Origin of the sequence: Prevotella sp. SGI.167 (genome assembly GCF_050313615.1) — a bacterium.
Lineage (GTDB): Bacteria > Bacteroidota > Bacteroidia > Bacteroidales > Bacteroidaceae > Prevotella.
Genome location: NZ_JBNPLT010000025.1, coordinates 1 through 17,798, shown reverse-complemented (window position 1 = coordinate 17,798; position 17,798 = coordinate 1). Strand labels below are relative to the sequence as shown.

Sequence of the window (17,798 nt, the reverse complement as noted above, 5' to 3'; positions counted from 1 at the left end):
TATGGAAAATTTAAGTATGGCATTGAGGGCCATGTTTAGTCAGATGAGTGGTGATGTTATTCTGAAAGAGGCAGGAATGGTACCTTTAGGTGCTGAAAAAAGCCATTTAGATACTCAATGTGGAGAGTCAACCATAATAAAATTGTTGCTGCAGGAGGATAATAATCACTATTCTATCGATCAATTGTCAATGATAGGACAGGTGATCAACCAAAAATGGATAATGCCAAGTACCAGCTGTTTGCCTTTCAAGTTTTATGAAGGTGACTCTATTTTTAATATGCTACTATACTTTTCTACGAAGATGCTTATCGTTAAAGATGGAGAGCCGGTATGCAGATATCGCACACTCCTTAGATGGCATCTTCTTACAGTGCAATTAGGGGAAGACCTTTTTACAACTTCTTTTTTGGCTTCTCATGATATAGTGAATAAATTTAAACGTAAATTCTTTGATTGGAATGCTTATCTGAAGCATGATTGTAAAGAACTAAATGCGCTGTTTAATAAACCAATGGCTGAATTGCACATGCATTTAAAAGGATCTTCTTATAATGTAGACCTCAGTTGGATATGTTTGATGTGTAATGTGTTAAGCATGCGTAAGGTATTTGAAAATGTAGCCGAAAGTCGCCAAGATCAAAGTTGGAATACTAGTCTATACGAGAAAGTTCGTAAGGCTTCAATCATACGATTCTATTTGTCAGGGGTAGTAAAATGTCATGATTATATTATATCCAAGAGTGAGTTGACCACCTTCTTAAATAGTCCAAAGTCTGATTATCGAGATGATTTAAATGTTCCAACATTTGAAGATTTTTTAAAACCATGTTATGAATCCGCAATAAACAAGGCAAAGAAACAGGGAATCGCTCCTGAATATGTTTTAGATTATATACCGGTAGAGTATTATGAAAAGAATCCTGTAAGTAATTTTGTGATGGCATCGGAAAGAATGTTCATGTATGAATGTTTTCGTTATATATATTCAGGTGACTGTAAGGATACAGACTTCCCTACACTGTTTTATGCATATCTTTCCTATAAGGATGGTTTTAGGCATATGATATTGCAACTTAATTCGCGAGTAGGTTTTGCCAATTTTGCGAATTATGAGGAACTGAAGTCTGAGTTCATTCTCAAGAAATACTATCCTTTACTATACAAGGCGGCAATAGAGGGATTTGTCAATGACACCAATAATAGATATATAGAGGCAAGAATAGTTCCCAAGAATTCTGCCGATGAAATATGCAAGTCTATTGAAGAAATCTATAGCCCTTTGAAAAATGAATATAAGGATAAGTGCTCCATCATTTTCCACTTTATCAAGAAAAGGGATGAGTCCTATAAAAACGATTCTTCCATTAGGCATAGGGTGCTCAGGGCGGAACTAAAGCAGAAAGCTTTTGCTATATATGAATTTCGTAAAGAACAGACCAATCCAGAACTTGTTGGACGAGTAGTTGGTATTGATGCTGCCAATTCTGAAATATTTGCTCGTCCAGAGGTATTTGCTCAAGCCTTTAGATTTTTGCGTGGTCATGAAGTTTTTCCAATAGAACGTAATCGTCCATATGACTTAAATATAACCTATCATGTAGGTGAGGATTTCCTGGATGTAGCCGATGGTTTGCGTGCAATAGAAGAGGCTTTCATCTTTTTGGGTCTTCGAAATGGAGATAGATTAGGACATGCCCTTGCATTAGGAACTGATGTTCGTGCCTATTATGCCAAACGATATGATACGATTTGTGAATCTAAACAAGTAATTCTTGATAATTTGGCTTGGTTGCATCATAAGTGTACCAAACTGAAAGGTTCTATTTCTCTTTTAGGTTATCTGGAAATAATGTTTCATAAGTATTTTCGAGATTTATATGATAATAATCTTTGGAGTAAAAAAACGGTGATAGAGCATTACTTTGTTGAACCGAATCCGGAGTTACAGCAATTAGATAATATACGCACCTACTATCTGTCCTGGTTGTTACGAGGTAATTCACCAACGTTTGGAACTGATTTCAAAAATTATAATGACGTGTCTGATTGGATGGAGAGAAGATGGATAGATGCTGGAATGAATCAGCATATAGGTGTAGAAATAGCTTGCCAGAATGCGGATGCCAGGAATTTGTATGACATGTATCATTCCAAGGAGTATGCGGATAGAAGTAGTTCTGTTGATTCTTTTGCTATCCCTTCAACCTACAGAGATGATTACTATGACTTGTTGGAGAAAATACAGGAAGATTTGATGAACAAGATAGAGAAGAGGCATATTGCTATAGAGTGCAATCCTTCTTCTAACTATAAAATAGGGGAAATTGAACGATATGATCAGCATCCTATCTTACGCTTTTTCAATTATGGTATAGATACCCCATATTCTTCTCATAATATTGCCGTCTCTATCAATACAGATGATCAAGGTGTTTTCTCTACGTCATTAGAACGAGAGTATTCTTTGATGGCATTGGCTATGGAGCGAAACGAACTGAAAGGTCATACAAATTCTCCAAGAGCAGTGATAGATTGGCTGGACCGGGTTCGTGAGATGGCAATCGAACGTCGTTTTGATACAAGAGGATATTAAGATTGCAACAGAGAATCAAATGATATTACTTAATTTTAATAAAATAGTATGGATACTTATTATAAAGAATGTTTTGTAGAGTCTGTGTATCATTATGAAGCACTTGAAAATTGGCAAAAGTTTCAAATTGGTGATATTTTTCAATTAGCCTATGATGATACACATGATATAGTCAAAGTGGAGAATGAAAATTTTTGCATTGGAAAACTTAGTGATGAAGATAGCAAATCTATGCTGCCCTTCTTGAAAGTTGGATGGAATAATTTATTTTCTGCAAAAATATGTTTGAAGAATGACGTTGATTCTGAAGATAAACGAATCAAGATAGTTATTTATCTAGTTTCTAAAATGAAGTAAAATCTGTTAATGTACTTCCTATTGGTATGGTAAATGTAATCGGTGTAATATGTATAGGTTAGCTTTGATGTTCATATAAGAAAGCTTATCTAAAGAATAAGTTGAATTGTATAATGTCCTACATCTTGGATAGAAAAAATTACGTATAGCCATGAATAATCAGATTTTTGATTTCTTGAACGAATATGCAAAACTCCCATCTCCTCAGTATGCAGTCTTGTTACGGGGAAAGTGGGGATGCGGAAAAACTTACTTCGTGAAGAATTGGCTTGCAGAGTTTGACAAGTCTAACAAACTGCCAGCCAATGAAAATAGCATCGAACTGAAGCCAATATATGTTTCACTCTTTGGTATGAGAGAAATCTCAGATATCAAATCTGTCATTGATAGATGCGTGAATCCATTCTTCTATACCAAGGCTGGAAAAATGCTAAAGATTGCTGGACGTATTGCAAGCAAGATAATCTTCAAGACAGAACTTGATATAGATAAAGATGGAAAGAGTGAAACATCATTCTCTGGAGCGTTGGATTCTCTATCCATTTTTGAGAATGATAATAAAGATGAAGTTAAGGGTGTAAAGTTTATTATCTTTGATGATCTGGAACGATGTCAGATACCGATGAAGCAATTGCTCGGTTTCATAAACTATTTTGTGGAACATTGTGATTGTCATGTTGTTGTGGTAGGTGAGGAGAAATATCTAGATGATAAGACCCTGCATGATTTGCTCGAATTCAAGGAAAAGATAGTTGGTAGAGAGTTTGAGATTCTCCCTGATATAGAAGCTGCCATAAAGCTATTTGTTTCAGAACCTATGATGGCAACTGATTTCCTCAGTAAAGAAACTGGAATGATTCAACTGTGCTTTGAGTGCAGTGCAACACATAATTTGAGGTTGTTGCGTCAGTCACTTCTGGATTTCAGTTCGTTAATCTCGGCTTTGCCAACCAAACTGGTAGAGAATAATCATGAATATTTGCGTTCTTTGTTGTCTTGCTATATTGCTGTTTATGCAGAATACCGGAATATAGACAATCGTGGTTATATTGTCGATTGGGGGAATTGGGCAGTGAAGGCTTTTGTTGATACCAAGGATGAAGAATCGCAGAAGATAAGGAATCTGATGGGGAAATATAACAGAGTTAATAGCCTTAATCAGTTTGAAGCTTTGAGCAGTGAAATGGTTCCCAAGATAGTAGAACATATAGAAAAAGGACTTAGTCTGGCTCCAATGTTTGAAAAGATTCTGTCTCAGAAATCAAGGAAGCTTACAGCTTTGGAAAGATTAGGTTCATATTGGGATAAGACGAATGATGAATTCAATGAACTATATGACTCATTACTGGAGGAATTGAAGGATGGAACCATATCCGAGCCTGCTAATATGGGCAAATCTGTTGGCTTCCTTGGATATTTCGATGCCATGCACTTTCGTGAACTGCCAGAGGATGCCATCTCTGATATAAAGAACAGATTGTTGGATATCTATCAATCTTGTACCTGTTTGAAGAATTTGTTCAAATGTCACTATTCATTTATACAGGGCTACAATTATGTAAGAGGATGTGACCATGATAAGATGAAGACAAAATGTATCATAGACTTTATAGCTAAACTCTTTGAGCAAAAGAAGGTAGAACTGCCCGATGATATGCAATTAGCATTGCGTCAACTATCTGATGAGAATGTAGAGAGTTTAGCTTATATAGATTCTGGTAGCTATCCTGACCACTCTTCTAGTTTTAGGATGCGTCCTATATTTGCTAAGGAGAATCCGCAGCAGCTCTTTGATTCTCTGCGCAAGATGAGCAATAGGGGACGTAACGCTTTTAGTCAATTCCTGGCATACCATTATGAATTCCATGTGAATTGTGATTTTTCAGATACATTCCTTCCAGACCATGATGTCTTGGTTAAGCTGAGAGATTTGGTTATAGAAGAAGCCAAATCGAAAGTCTCGATAGAGAAATGGTCGTATGATGGATTGATAGAGGGATTGGATAAATCCATTAGAAGGGCGAATGGAGAGTCTAGGATAGAATAGATATATAATAAACTTTTTCCCTTTTTAAAGTGGGCTCTTTAATTGAAAAATAAAATCTACAAGTATTTGATGTACAAAGATATTCAAATTATAATCATGGCTGGCAGCGTAGGCAAGGACATCCGATAGTATGAATGCAAGAACTGCGTAGTTCATGCAGCTGATGAAAGTAAGGTGGTAATTCAAGGCTTGGATGGCTATAGCTTAGTTAGAAGAATGGGCAACTGCTTGTTTGTTCTTTGAAAGAGAAACTGAGAATCAATGATTTAAAAAAATAAACTTTAGAATTATGGCAAGTTATGATGTTTTGCATGTTTTCTAAGTGCATTAATTGATACAATTTAGCGTTATGACAGCAAAAGAATATTGTATAGCCTTTTGTGAAGGCTACTTCTACGCCCAATTAGGCGAGAAGCTAACAAATGGCAAAGTGACAGAACATACACTGGACTTAGCTAAGGAAACGGCTCAGACATGTATAGAGCAACAGATAGCCTATCCCGGTTTTGATGAAAAGCAAAAACAGGTGATGAAAGAAAACGTTCATGAATGGGCTGATACTGTGATGCAGGGTTTCAAGAAACGTTTGCGTGAGAGCGGCAGATTGATAGAATCTTGATGATGCGCTAGCCGACAAATAATCGCAACTCTGTTGCGTAGACACTTATCGGCAGCCCTTTAGGGCACAGGCTCCGCTGACGATACCAGAACTCTGGCGGAGGCTATAGCGCAGCCAGCTACATCCTCTCGTTCCTGAGGAAAGAGAGGCTTGGTGAGAAAGGTGGAGCTCTCCTTGCAGGAGACACGGAGAGGTAGAAAAATACCTTTTTTAATGGGAAAAAGCGATGCCAGTGAGTGCAATGAAAGCTCGCTTTATCAACAAGGAAGGACGGGATGATTTTAGAAATCTTTTACTCATTTTATCCGAGACAGATATAATTTATCTTATAATGTGAGCAATTGGATACATGAAACGAATGATGATATCAAGCCATTGGATATGCATGCAAAGCCATTTTGACAATCATGTGATGTAATCAGAATGAATACAACGAACAAGGGGGAACGGCCAAAGACTGGTTGTTTCCCTTTGTTCGTTTAGAGGCAATTGTATCAGGTGTATCTGTCATCTCTGATATTCCCATCAATTATCGGCTTGCGGTAATTGGTGGTGAGGAGGGACTGGTAGATGATGCCAACGCCAAAATACTGGCAGCCCTATAAGCCACAAAAAAGAATAAAAAGAGGGATTTTGTAAAATGAACCAAAATGAACCAATTTTCCTGAATCTTTACATGAGAGACACAGAAAAACCTAAAACTTTCGTTCAATTAACGACTTAGGAAATTATGTACGAAAAGAATAGTAAAATAATGTTGATTTTCGTAGAATGATATTAATTTTTTAACACGTATAATTTGCTAGTTTCCAACAATTTTCGTATTTTTGCAAGGTGATTCTGTGTCTCTTATATCGAGATTCAGATGAACGACATCAGAAAACGAACTTGATTCGCATGATGAAAGAGACAAATATACAATCAAAGGTTACGTCCACTATTGCAGGGGACGACGGCGAAGCCATGGCAAAAAGTGAAGGATATGTAGCTGAAAATGGTTTTGTAGCAACAGATCCGACGCACTTTGGAAAGACGTATCATGATAAACAGTCGAGTTAAACGTGTTGTCCGTGAGGCTGTTTTCTTACCACCTTTGTCTTTGTGAGAGTTGAGGACAAAAATCTTAATGAAATCCGCTTCCGCTCCGATGTTTATAGTTAGCCCGTATGGCGGTATCTGTATATTATCTTTCATATTATGAATACGGATATTAAGAGTTTGATACCATCCATGCATGCAGAACTGAAGCGTATACAATCTCGTGTTGCAGAGCTTCAGGTATCATTGCAGCAAGGTTCATCTGATGAAAAGGCGATTCGAGAGGAAATTTCTCGAATGAATCTGCGTCAGGTTGAAATCATGGATGCAGTCGGAATGTTCCGCCACTTGGCTATGGGTAGGCGAAACTGGATGCATACCGGTAGCCATTTAGGTGCGGAAAACATAGCTTTTATGTTCTCACTTTTTGAGAGCTGCAAGTTGAATGACATTAATTTTGGCGATTATATAGAAGATATACTCACCCGACTGATGGAGGGGGAGCAAGACTTCATGTCCCTAATCCCATGTAATTATAACTCGAACAAAAAGGTGAATGTCAAGGCTGCCTAATTGGCAGCTCTGGCAATACCAATTAATAACATGTTTTTTTGAAAAATGTTGGATGTGCTAATTGCTGAAAATCAGTAATTACGTTCTAACGGTGATTTACAATAGATATGGTTATGTGGAAAGATTCTGAAACGGTAGTTGATTATTTGAAATTCGACTATATAATAGATGCTGTTACAAAGATAGTTCTTGATGAAGGATTGTCTCCTTCAAGTATCGGTCTATATGGAGATTGGGGTAGTGGAAAGTCCAGCTTAATGAAAATGATTGAGCAGAAACTGACCCAAGGGGACGATAAATCTATCTTATGCGTGAGATTCAATGGTTGGCTTTTTGAAGGATATGAAGATGCAAAGACGGCTTTTTGTGGAACGATTCTTGAAAAGATAAAGGAAAAGGAAACTTTAGACTCTAAAATAACGGAAAAAATAAAGAAGCTCTTGGATAAAGTTGATGTCCAAAAGATATTAGGCAAGGGTATCCGATATGGTTTGGATTACTTATTGACAGGAGGTGTTCTTGGGTTAACGGAAATTTCAATTTCTCAGATTACCAAAGCTTTGAAAAGCAAGGCTGGTGCTCTCAGTGAGGATGAAATTACCGATGTGTTGCGTTCTTTCAAAACAGAAAGCAATATACGTAAGGATATAAAGAACTTCCAAAAAGAGTTTGCAGATATTTTGAAAGAAACCCAAATCAAGCATTTGGTGGTTTTTGTGGATGAACTTGATCGCTGTACACCAGAAACTATCTTAGATGTGATAGAGGCTATTCGTTTGTTCCTTTTTGCGAAAGGCACTTCTTTTGTAATCGGAGCAGACCAAAGATTGATAGAATACGCTATTCGAACTAAATATAAGGATGTAGTAGGCAACAACCTTGATATAGGCAAGGAATATATGGAGAAAGTGATTCAATATCCAGTGAATATTCCAGCTCTTGATGAAAATGAAGTTGAGAAATATATATCTTGCTTGCTTTTGGAGAAAAAGTTACAAAAGGAAGAGTTTTCTGAGATTTTAGAGTATATTCGCCAATTGAAGCCTTATGATAAATTAATTTATACATCGCTTAGTGAAGAAAAATCTGATTTGGCTGATAAGTGTAGAGATAGTTTATATCTTTCAGAGCAAATATCCTCTGTTCTTGCTAAGCAAATAAATGGTAACCCTCGCCAGTGCAAGCGTTTCCTTAACACTTTGTTCATGAGACTTGATATGGCAAAAACGAGAGGCGTTGATCTGAAGCAAGATGTAATGGCAAAGTTGATGTTGATAGAGTATTTTTATGGTACATTCTATAAATTGGTCATTGATGGTTCAAATAAGGAGGAATTAGCTAAGTTCGAGAAAGGTAAAGAAACAACAATATTCAAGGACTACAGTAATGATGAGTGGCTGAAAAAATGGAATGAGATTGATTGTAAGTTGTCAGAAGAAGATTTGAGAGATTATTATTATTTTTCAAGTTCTCGTTTTGCCTACAATCAGTCAGTTGTTTCAAACATTTCGCCCACTGCAAGAATATGCCTTGACAAGTTACTTGATAAGACTGAGATTCATAGAACTGAAGCAGTAGAACAATTGAAAGACTTATCATTGGCAGAGCATAAAAATATAGCAAAGGTTCTATATGAAAAAATGAAGAAAGAGGACAAGATAGACAATGACTTGTTTAAGTCTTATTTGAAAGTGATAAGTCGCAAAGACATGATGGCAGAGGCTCTATCTCAACTAAAGTCTATTCCTGTCCAATTCTATTCAATACCACAGATTGCTATGCTTGATTCTATCACGATATTTATTTCGGATGAAGAGAAAGCTGAATTGGAAAAATATTTTGGAAATGAATTTGGTAAACAGCAAAACATCATTAATAGTTTGAAAAAGAAATAAGTTATGGGAACATCTAGTTTATATAAGGGCCCAAAAAGTTCGGTTCTTCTTCCTTCTGATTTTGATGCAGAGGCTGAGGAAGAGGGAAAGTTAGAGGGTGATTCTGCCGGAGAAAGTGACGAAAATACAACTGGCGAAGAAGATACTACGGAGGAATCATCATCTGACGATAAGGATAAGGAAAATGAAAAATATTCGACTACTTACTCTTTCCAATCAGCTAGGCGAAATTTCACAAAGTCCTTTGGTGGAAGCAGAACAGATGTTAAGTCAGCTGTAAGGGGTTATGTAAAAGCATTAGGAGGCTCGAAACTAGCAACTCGTCAAGACCGCAAGGCTCGTCAAGTAACAGGAGGCATCTACTATTTGTTTTCTGGTAAACCGAGTGATGTCAGAAGGAAGTTAGAAGATGCTGGCATTTCTGTAGAGAAAAGGCCTGTAAGGGATGTCTTAAGCGATGTCATATTATATTTGGCTCCACCAGCAGATAATCTTGAAGACTCATTGGTTACAAATTCTTTGTCGGAGGCAATGTCTGAATTAGCTGAAGTCATAGACATTTCGGAAGATGCTATTGAAGCTATTAATCCGAAACTCATGGAAACTTTATTGAGTCAATTTGTCAAGTGTTATATATTCAACAAAATCATAAGAGATATGACTTATGGAGCTTTTTCTAAAAGTGATTCTACGAAAGCTGTAAAAGATGGGGAAACTCAAATCAAAGAATATGTAGATGCAATAGTAGATGCGGTACTTCCAACATATTTTATAGAGGAAGTGAAACAAGAAGAGATTAACAAAGTGATTGGTGACATGTATGAAGCATGTTATCAAGAAGCTGAAAAAATGTAGATATGGAAAGATTTATTTGTAAGTTATCAAGCAGTGATTCTTTCAAAAAGGAAGGTTATTCTGAGGTAGGTTTATGGGATTCCAATATGTTTAGGTATACGATGTGGAAGAAAAATAAAAGACAACTGCTAACGATACCTCATTTTTTCCAAGATGAAGCATTAGACTTGTTTTATATTTCTCTCATGGTGTTCTATGTGGATTGTCAAGTCAGGAGAAAAGATTCGCCAGACCGATGGACACGTTCTTTTATGATAGAAATGCCAGTGCTAAAGAAAGCGAAGTGGGATGCAAATAAGCAACTATTAGAGAAAGCTCTGGATTTTTTGACAGGGGATCATTGGACATTCTCTTTTCGAGATCGACCTTACTATATAGAGGGTGAAGCTAACTATAAAAAGAATCTTTGGCATTATAGAAAATCGCGAGTTATAAATGATATGGATACATTCTGTATGTTGTCTGGTGGCTTGGATTCTTTTATAGGAGCCATCAATCTATTGAAAGAAGGTGTCAGGCCAGTTTTTGTAGGCAACTATAATGGCGGTAAGGGAGTGAGCGTATATCAGAATAAGGTGATTGCCAGTTTGACTACACATTTTTTGTATGACAGGCGAAACTTTTTCCAGTTTTATGCTTCTCCAATGAAATCAAAGGAGAATACGACTCGTTCAAGATCGCTTATGTTCTTCTCTCATGCAATTTTGTTGGCATCAGGAATGGGACATCAAGTGAATCTCTGTATTCCTGAAAATGGAGTTATCTCTTTGAATATACCTCTAACCATCCATAGGGCTGGAAGTTTGAGTACTCGAACCACACATCCTTATTATCTTGGCTTGCTTCAACCGATATTAGATAATTTGGGGATTCAAGTAAAGATGTATAATCCGTTCCAGTTTAAGACAAAGGGTGAAATGATTTTGGAGTGCAAGGATTGGGATTTTCTGAAAGAGAATCTGAAATGGACAATGTCATGCTCACATCCCGACTTAGGTCGATGGAAAGGAGAAAGCGCATCAAACCATTGTGGAGTCTGTCTCCCTTGTACAATACGAAGAGCCGCCGTTTATAAAGCAAAGATAAATGATGATACAATTTATCGTGACGCTAATTTTCAAGACGAAAAAGCTTCAATCAATCTCAAATCATATAGATTGGGCTTGGCTCAACATTGTAATTCCTATTTTGCAATACAGAAGAATGGTTCAATCTATGCAAACAAGGAGGCATTTGCCGATTTGTACAAGCGTGGCAGACTTGAACTCTTTGAATTTTTAAAGACAATATGATGAGATTGTATGATACTCATTTTCATTTGGACTTACAGAAAAATGTCAAGGCTGCTATAGAGGAAATCAATGCAAATAAGATTTATACGATAGCAATGACAAATCTTCCTGTTCTATATGAAAAAGAAAAGCAGCAATATGACAGTCCATATATACGAACAGCGTTGGGGTTTCATCCCGAGTTAATTGGGGAGTATAAGAAATACATACCTTTGATGTGGGAGAAACTAAGTGAAGCTCGTTATATTGGAGAAGTTGGTTTGGACTTTACTGATAAAACTTATCAAGCGGATCAGGTATCTTTCTTTTCTGAATTGGTGCAGAGATGTCGTAAGGATGAAAATAAAATCATTTCCATTCATTCAAGAAAAGCAGAAAGAGAGGTTTTGGATGTATTGGATGATGCCTTTTCATTTAAAGCAATCTTGCATTGGTATTCTGGTGATGAAAGTTTGTTGAATAGGGCTGTGAAAATGGGTTGCTATTTTTCGGTTAATGGCAATATGTTGAAATCTCGAAAGATTGAGCGAATGTTAGAAATTGTTCCCAAAAATAGAATTTTGCTTGAAACAGATAGCCCATTTGGGGACACAATAAAATCCCATGCAGAATCTTTGAAGATACTAATAGATGGACTTTCGCCAAAATACGTTATGTTGGCGGAGGAAATAGAAGGCATTTTATGGAACAATTTTCAAGATTTGTTATGTGGTTATGAAAATCTTAAATGACAATTTTATAAAATCTCAGGAATCTTCAAGATTCTAGATTAATTTGATAGGGTTTCCAGTTAGATATTCCGAAAAACAGATACTGAAATCACCCATTAAGTTGTTAATATAACGTTCTGATATTTAAGTTTTAAGTAACAAAATAGTTCGTAAATCATCATTAGCCCGTATGTCTGTACCTATATAATATATTACCTTTGCATCCGTAATCAAAACAGTTTGATAATGGAAACAAGGGAATATTTCGAAAAAGTGATGCAGGACGACAACCAAAACCGTAAAGATTGTAGCTTGCGCAATTATTTCAGAGAATGTGTAAGTTTCTAAATAATAAATAAGGTGATTTTCCATTGATGACTTGCCGTTCTAAGTACTTGTTTTTTTCTCCAGGCGGTCCCATCCCGCATAACATGGCGTAGACCGCTTTGGTCCGCCAACCTTATAGCGTAGCGGTTCCGAGCACCGGAGGGCGGTTACATCCTCTCGTTCCTGAGGAAAGAGAGGCTTGGTGAGAAAAGTGGAGCTCTCCTTGCAGGAGAGACGGAGAGGTAGAAAAACTCCTTCTTTAACGGTAAGGAAGGACGGGTAGGTTTTCGAAAAAATAACACTATGATGATGAATAATTTCAAAGATATAAAAGTAGCAGTAACTAGTACCGGTACGATGCCAGTCTGGATGCTGTAGAGAATGAAGTTTATACATTTAATATTTTCCAAGAAATAAATACACAAAACTTATGAGAGATAGAAACAATCAGAATGGCTCTTCTCAGACGCCATTCTCTGGGATACTCTATAAACTCAAAGTATCCCTCTTTGCGAATAAATTGACGAATTGGTATTTTTCAAAGGCAACCCTGCCATATTGGTGCATTCTCGCCCTCGATAGCATTGCTATCGTCATAGCGGGTATGATAGCAACCTATATCGCAGAAGGAGGCGAGGTGATAGCTTCCCATTTCTGGAACTACCTTCTCATGTTCGTCTGCTCCCTGCCACTCTTCGTGGTAGGCATGCGTATGTTCCATACCTATTCCGGTATCATGCGCTACTCGTCATTCGTTGACCTGCTCCGCATATCCGGTGCCCTCGTTGTCGGTTTTATCTTGAATTGCGTACTTCTCCAGGTGATTCCAGAAAATCTCCTTTGCGAGATTACCACAGAATCCATTGTCGTTATGCTCTTCATCTCCATGATAGAGATGTGGACGATGCGAATCCTCGTGAAGTATATGTACGACTCCAGTTTCTCTGCCGAAACCAAGACTCCGGTTTTCATCCTCGGTGTACGGGAAGGCGGTATCTCCTTGGCAAAGTCCATGCGCAACGACCATCCTTCACAGTATATCGTGAAAGGATTTACAACGGAAGAAACCGCTATGATAGGAAGATTCCTGCTGGGTTGCGAAGTCTATTCCTATGATGAGACTTTGATAGGCGTCATGCATAAGATGAATGTCAAGACCCTCTTCGTAAGCCCTCTGGTCACAGAGAAGTTCCTGGAGAAGCAGGATATGATTGACAAGCTCACTGCAGAAGGTATCAAGATTATGATGATGCCGAAGGCACAGAGCTGGGACGGCAAGTCAAACCTCCGTCATCAGATGATGCGCGAGGTAGATATCGAAGATCTTCTTCCACGAGACAAAATCGAAGTGGATATGAATGCGATAGGAAAGCTCCTCAGCGGTCGCACCATTCTGATTACGGGAGCAGCTGGAAGTATCGGTTCCGAGATGGTAAAGCAGATTGCCATCTATAAGCCACAACGCCTGATTCTCGTTGATGAGGCTGAGACCCCAATGCACGATGTCCGTCTCTTCATGAACAAGAACTATGCTGATATCCCTTGCGAAACCATCGTAACCAGCATCACCAATGCCACCCGTATGGAGCGCATCTTCTCCGAGCATCATCCAGACTATGTTTTCCATGCCGCAGCCTATAAGCATGTACCGATGATGGAGGACAACCCATCAGAGGCAGTACAGAATAATATATATGGTACGCGCGTGATAGCCGATATGGCTGTGAAGTACGGCACTAAGAAGTTTGTGATGATTTCTACCGATAAGGCTGTGAACCCAACCAACGTGATGGGCTGCAGCAAGCGAATCTGCGAGATTTATTGCCAGGCATTGAACAAGGCGATTGTGGATGGCGAGGTAAAGGGCGTCACCCAGTTTGTCACCACACGATTCGGCAATGTCTTGGGAAGTAACGGTTCCGTTATTCCAATCTTCAAGAAGCAGATAGCGATGGGCGGTCCTATCACTGTCACCCATCCTGACATCATCCGTTTCTTCATGCTCATCCCAGAAGCCTGCAAGTTGGTATTAGAGGCTGGAACAATGGGTAAGGGAGGCGAGATCTTCGTCTTCGATATGGGCAAGCCAGTCCGCATCGCCGATTTGGCAAAGCGTATGATAGCCCTTTCGGGAGTAGATGGCATCGACATCAAGTACGTTGGACTCCGAGATGGAGAGAAACTCTTCGAGGAAGTCCTGAACGACAAGGAAGCTACCATTCCTACCCATCATCCAAAGATCATGGTAGCCAAGGTTCGTGAGTATCCATACGAGTTGGCACGCAAGAACGAGGAAGACCTCTATCAGCTCTCCTTCACCTACGATGATATGGCAATCGTGAAGAAGATGAAGGAGATAGTGCCAGAGTACAAGAGCCAGCACTCAAAGTACAGCGAGCTTGATCACAATTAAACATTATACATTAACAATTATACATTAAAAAAGATGTTATTACTTTTATTAATACTTTTTGGTGTCCTCTCCGGTATCGCCCTTCTTATCATCCTCTGGGATTATTTCAAGCATGGAGGTGCAGCGGTATGGGACACAGAACATCCAGGTAGAATCATCACCCAGAAGGTAGCGAAGAACAGAAAGAAGAAATAATCCCACCGATACTCACCGATTATCACTGATAGGGTTATGCTCAATAAGTATGATACTTAGTGGTCGTAACCATAATACTTAGCGGTCGTAACCATAATACTTAGTGCTCGTAACTATGTTGTTTACGCCTTACTTACCCTACCCACCCCTAGAAGTGCAGGCCGGGGCTGTATCCTGCAGAAGATAGTCGTTCTCTACGAAAGAGTGAGGGTGAACACTTGGTGATGAAGTCGGTGAAGGGTGAACCCCGATGCCAACCTTTAGCGTTAATAATGTGTTAAAAACACTATATAACCCATTATAATATAGACTCTTATATTTCTAGCATGCGCTGTATATACAAAGTTCTTTTTACTAGGGTTCACCGCGGAGCCGAAAAGGTGAATGCTTGGGGCAAGTGTTCACCCCGCTGTTCACCATTCGGTAACTTAAGATTGATAGTACTTGTTTATTCAATGTCTCATGAGGCTGAACATCAGGCTGAATACTGAACTCAGAACACTGAAAATGGGGTAAAAATAGCGTTTTATGGATGTTTTAAATCCTATATAACCCATTGATACATATTTCTTTATATTCTTTAGCATGCGCTGCTTATAAAAAGAGTGAAACGCTAAAGTTCAGCTTCAGCCCTCCTCGGCGGCAGTAGTAATTTTAGAAAATCTTTTTTTAAAGAACATAAGTTAAAACAATGAATATAATTAAAACAGAAATTGATGGCGTTCTCATTATAGAGCCACGCCTCTTCCGCGACGCTCGTGGCTACTTCTTCGAGAGCTTCAGCGAGCGAGAGTTTGAAGAGAAGGTTGCCCCACTCCTGGGACACAGTGTTCACTTCTGCCAAGACAATGAGTCAATGAGCAGCTATGGCGTGATGCGAGGTCTGCACTTCCAACGCCCACCATATACTCAAAGCAAGCTGGTACGTTGCGTAAAAGGCAGAGTGCTCGATGTAGCAGTAGATATTCGCAAAGGATCACCAACCTATGGCAAGCATGTGGCTGTAGAACTGACAGAAGACAATCATGTCCAGTTCTTCATTCCAAAGGGATTTGCCCATGGTTTCGCAGTCCTTTCAGAGACTGCCGTCTTCCAATACAAGTGTGATAACTTCTATCATCCAGAAGCAGATGGAGGTATCAGCATCCTCGACGACACTCTCGGTATCGATTGGAAGATACCAACAGAACATGCCAATCTCTCAGAAAAAGATACGAAGCATGCCATGCTGAAGGACTTCGATTCACCATTCGACATCAATGTAGATTTATACCAATAATGCTTCTGACGGATTTTTTAGCTCATTTGATGTCTATGTTTCTAATGGATTATAAGATATAGATGATGCAATATTAGAATAATATAAACATTAAAACTAACAAATAAAATGAAAGTATATTATTTAAATAGAGAACGATTCTCGAAAGGTGATACTAAGATTGCTTTTGAATTCGCAAAAAAGTTAATTCTAGAGAATCCTAATTTGAAGATTCTAACATTCTTAGTTTATCAACAAAGACAATATGAGGCTTTTTTGTCAGAAATAGGTTTTACAAAACAGCATTATAAAAATCATGGGGTTGTTGCCAAAAACGGAGTTCGCATTCAAATACATACAATAAAAACGTATAATCCTGATTATCAATTTGCTGGTTCCCCTCAACACGAAGTATTAATAGCTGTGGGTGTTCCTCCAAAAGAGTTAGAAAAATATGAGGATAAATCAGATATTTATGCGTGTATTGTGATACCTTGGCTCTTGGATGAAAATGTAAGTTTTTTGAATCTCCATGAGGCAATAAATATAGAAACAAACGAGTCGGTAGCGACTAATTATAACATAGACCAGAGAGTGGTTAATGCGATTAATTGGTTGAAAGCAACCTCTTATCCAAATGAAGGTTATCACCATCCGAATGACGAAAAGAGATTACAAGAAATGTCAAATGCATTGGCTCATTATAGTGTCCCTTTGGATTATGATTCGGTAATTTATTGTGGAATGCATAATGGATTGTTACCTTCAGCAGCAAGGCAAACTGCTAATGCTTTTGTTAAAGCGCAACAACGCAAGTTCCCAGTAAAGGGTGAGCATAATTATCCTTTTTATAAGAGGATGATGGAAACTGAAGAACATTAGCTAAAAAATTAACAATAGAATCATTACCAAATTTCTTTGATTTAACAAAAATGGAAAAGAAATCATATATCGTATCCTACGATTTGGCAGATGGTGGAGATTATGAAAAGCTATTTGAAAAGTTAAAATCATATTCTGGTTGGGCTCATATAACAGAGTCTACGTGGGCAGTTTTAACAACGAAGGAAGCTAGCGAAATTAGAGATGAAATAGAAAAAATATTAGTGGAAGGTAGTCGTTTGATAGTTGTCGAATCAGCAAATGTTGCGGCTTGGAGAAATCCAATTTGTTCTAACAAATGGTTAAAAGATAATGTCTGATATGGATGGTAAACATTTTGAACAGTTGGTGAAAGAAACTATTACTGAGTTCCCAAAGTTGGAAGGTCATGAGTCACATGAAGAAGAAAAGGTTTCTGTAAAACGAGGGCGCATAGCAGAGTTTACTACTTATGAAGTTGCAGAGCATGAACTTGTCTTGCTAGAGAAAGGATCTGATGCTTCTTTGTGGTTGAATTTTGGCGTAGCTTTACTATCTGTATTTTTCTCTTTGCTTGCAGCTTTGCTTACTTTAGATAGCAAGAATCATCAAACAAGTTTTTTGTATTGACTATAATTACAGTCATCTCAGGTTTGTTGGGTTTGATATGTATGATGTTTTGGTGGAAAAATCGTGGAACTCAAAAAACAATTTTTCGCCAAATAAGACAGAGAATACGAGAAAACTAACGGTAAATCACCC

17 protein-coding genes are annotated in these 17,798 nt (G+C 38.1%); all 17 read left to right on the top strand.

The window, feature by feature from the left end:
- Position 1 precedes the first annotated feature (1 nt).
- Positions 2 to 2,596 carry a hypothetical protein gene (locus ACQRBJ_RS11985; RefSeq protein WP_445303735.1) on the top strand — a complete coding sequence of 865 codons (2,595 nt, stop codon included), beginning with the start codon at positions 2 to 4 and terminating at the stop codon, positions 2,594 to 2,596.
- Between the two features lie 48 nt (positions 2,597 to 2,644).
- Entirely contained in the window at positions 2,645 to 2,953 is a 309-nt protein-coding gene (locus tag ACQRBJ_RS11980) for a hypothetical protein (protein WP_445303734.1), read from the top strand.
- 151 nt (positions 2,954 to 3,104) lie between these two features.
- On the top strand, positions 3,105 to 5,000 hold the full coding sequence (locus tag ACQRBJ_RS11975) for a P-loop NTPase fold protein (protein ID WP_445303733.1): 1,896 nt from the start codon (positions 3,105 to 3,107) through the stop codon (positions 4,998 to 5,000).
- A 349-nt stretch (positions 5,001 to 5,349) separates the two neighbouring features.
- Positions 5,350 to 5,619, top strand: coding sequence for a hypothetical protein (locus tag ACQRBJ_RS11970; RefSeq protein ID WP_445303732.1), 270 nt, complete (start codon positions 5,350 to 5,352; stop codon positions 5,617 to 5,619).
- A 461-nt stretch (positions 5,620 to 6,080) separates the two neighbouring features.
- On the top strand, positions 6,081 to 6,224 hold the full coding sequence (locus tag ACQRBJ_RS11965) for a hypothetical protein (protein ID WP_445303731.1): 144 nt from the start codon (positions 6,081 to 6,083) through the stop codon (positions 6,222 to 6,224).
- A 292-nt stretch (positions 6,225 to 6,516) separates the two neighbouring features.
- Positions 6,517 to 6,678 carry a hypothetical protein gene (locus ACQRBJ_RS11960; RefSeq protein ID WP_445303730.1) on the top strand — a complete coding sequence of 54 codons (162 nt, stop codon included), beginning with the start codon at positions 6,517 to 6,519 and terminating at the stop codon, positions 6,676 to 6,678.
- A gap of 138 nt (positions 6,679 to 6,816) precedes the next feature.
- A complete protein-coding gene (locus tag ACQRBJ_RS11955) occupies positions 6,817 to 7,230 on the top strand; it encodes a hypothetical protein (protein WP_445303729.1) in 414 nt (137 codons plus the stop codon).
- A gap of 113 nt (positions 7,231 to 7,343) precedes the next feature.
- Positions 7,344 to 9,125: a KAP family P-loop NTPase fold protein gene (locus ACQRBJ_RS11950; RefSeq protein WP_445303728.1), complete on the top strand. Its 1,782-nt coding sequence runs from the start codon at positions 7,344 to 7,346 to the stop codon at positions 9,123 to 9,125.
- A 3-nt stretch (positions 9,126 to 9,128) separates the two neighbouring features.
- Positions 9,129 to 9,980: a hypothetical protein gene (locus ACQRBJ_RS11945; protein WP_445303727.1), complete on the top strand. Its 852-nt coding sequence runs from the start codon at positions 9,129 to 9,131 to the stop codon at positions 9,978 to 9,980.
- Positions 9,981 to 9,982: 2 nt separating this feature from the next.
- Positions 9,983 to 11,272 (top strand): Qat anti-phage system QueC-like protein QatC, encoded by a 1,290-nt coding sequence (qatC, locus tag ACQRBJ_RS11940; protein WP_445303726.1) that lies wholly within the window; start codon positions 9,983 to 9,985, stop codon positions 11,270 to 11,272.
- Positions 11,269 to 12,003: a TatD family hydrolase gene (locus ACQRBJ_RS11935; RefSeq protein ID WP_445303725.1), complete on the top strand. Its 735-nt coding sequence runs from the start codon at positions 11,269 to 11,271 to the stop codon at positions 12,001 to 12,003. The genes qatC and ACQRBJ_RS11935 overlap by 4 nt, the downstream gene beginning before the upstream one ends.
- 736 nt (positions 12,004 to 12,739) lie before the next feature.
- Positions 12,740 to 14,722 (top strand): polysaccharide biosynthesis protein, encoded by a 1,983-nt coding sequence (locus ACQRBJ_RS11930; RefSeq protein ID WP_445303724.1) that lies wholly within the window; start codon positions 12,740 to 12,742, stop codon positions 14,720 to 14,722.
- A gap of 33 nt (positions 14,723 to 14,755) precedes the next feature.
- Complete coding sequence (locus tag ACQRBJ_RS11925) at positions 14,756 to 14,917, top strand: hypothetical protein (protein WP_218417439.1); 162 nt, start codon at positions 14,756 to 14,758, stop codon at positions 14,915 to 14,917.
- Between the two features lie 691 nt (positions 14,918 to 15,608).
- Entirely contained in the window at positions 15,609 to 16,196 is a 588-nt protein-coding gene (gene rfbC, locus ACQRBJ_RS11920; RefSeq protein WP_445303723.1) for a dTDP-4-dehydrorhamnose 3,5-epimerase, read from the top strand.
- 108 nt (positions 16,197 to 16,304) lie between these two features.
- Positions 16,305 to 17,057, top strand: coding sequence for a hypothetical protein (locus ACQRBJ_RS11915; RefSeq protein ID WP_445303722.1), 753 nt, complete (start codon positions 16,305 to 16,307; stop codon positions 17,055 to 17,057).
- A gap of 50 nt (positions 17,058 to 17,107) precedes the next feature.
- Positions 17,108 to 17,377 (top strand): hypothetical protein, encoded by a 270-nt coding sequence (locus ACQRBJ_RS11910; RefSeq protein ID WP_445303721.1) that lies wholly within the window; start codon positions 17,108 to 17,110, stop codon positions 17,375 to 17,377.
- The gene (locus ACQRBJ_RS11905; RefSeq protein WP_445303720.1) at positions 17,370 to 17,666 is read left to right on the top strand and encodes a hypothetical protein; all 297 of its coding nucleotides are present in this window, start codon (positions 17,370 to 17,372) and stop codon (positions 17,664 to 17,666) included. The genes ACQRBJ_RS11910 and ACQRBJ_RS11905 overlap by 8 nt, the downstream gene beginning before the upstream one ends.
- Positions 17,667 to 17,798 lie beyond the last annotated feature (132 nt).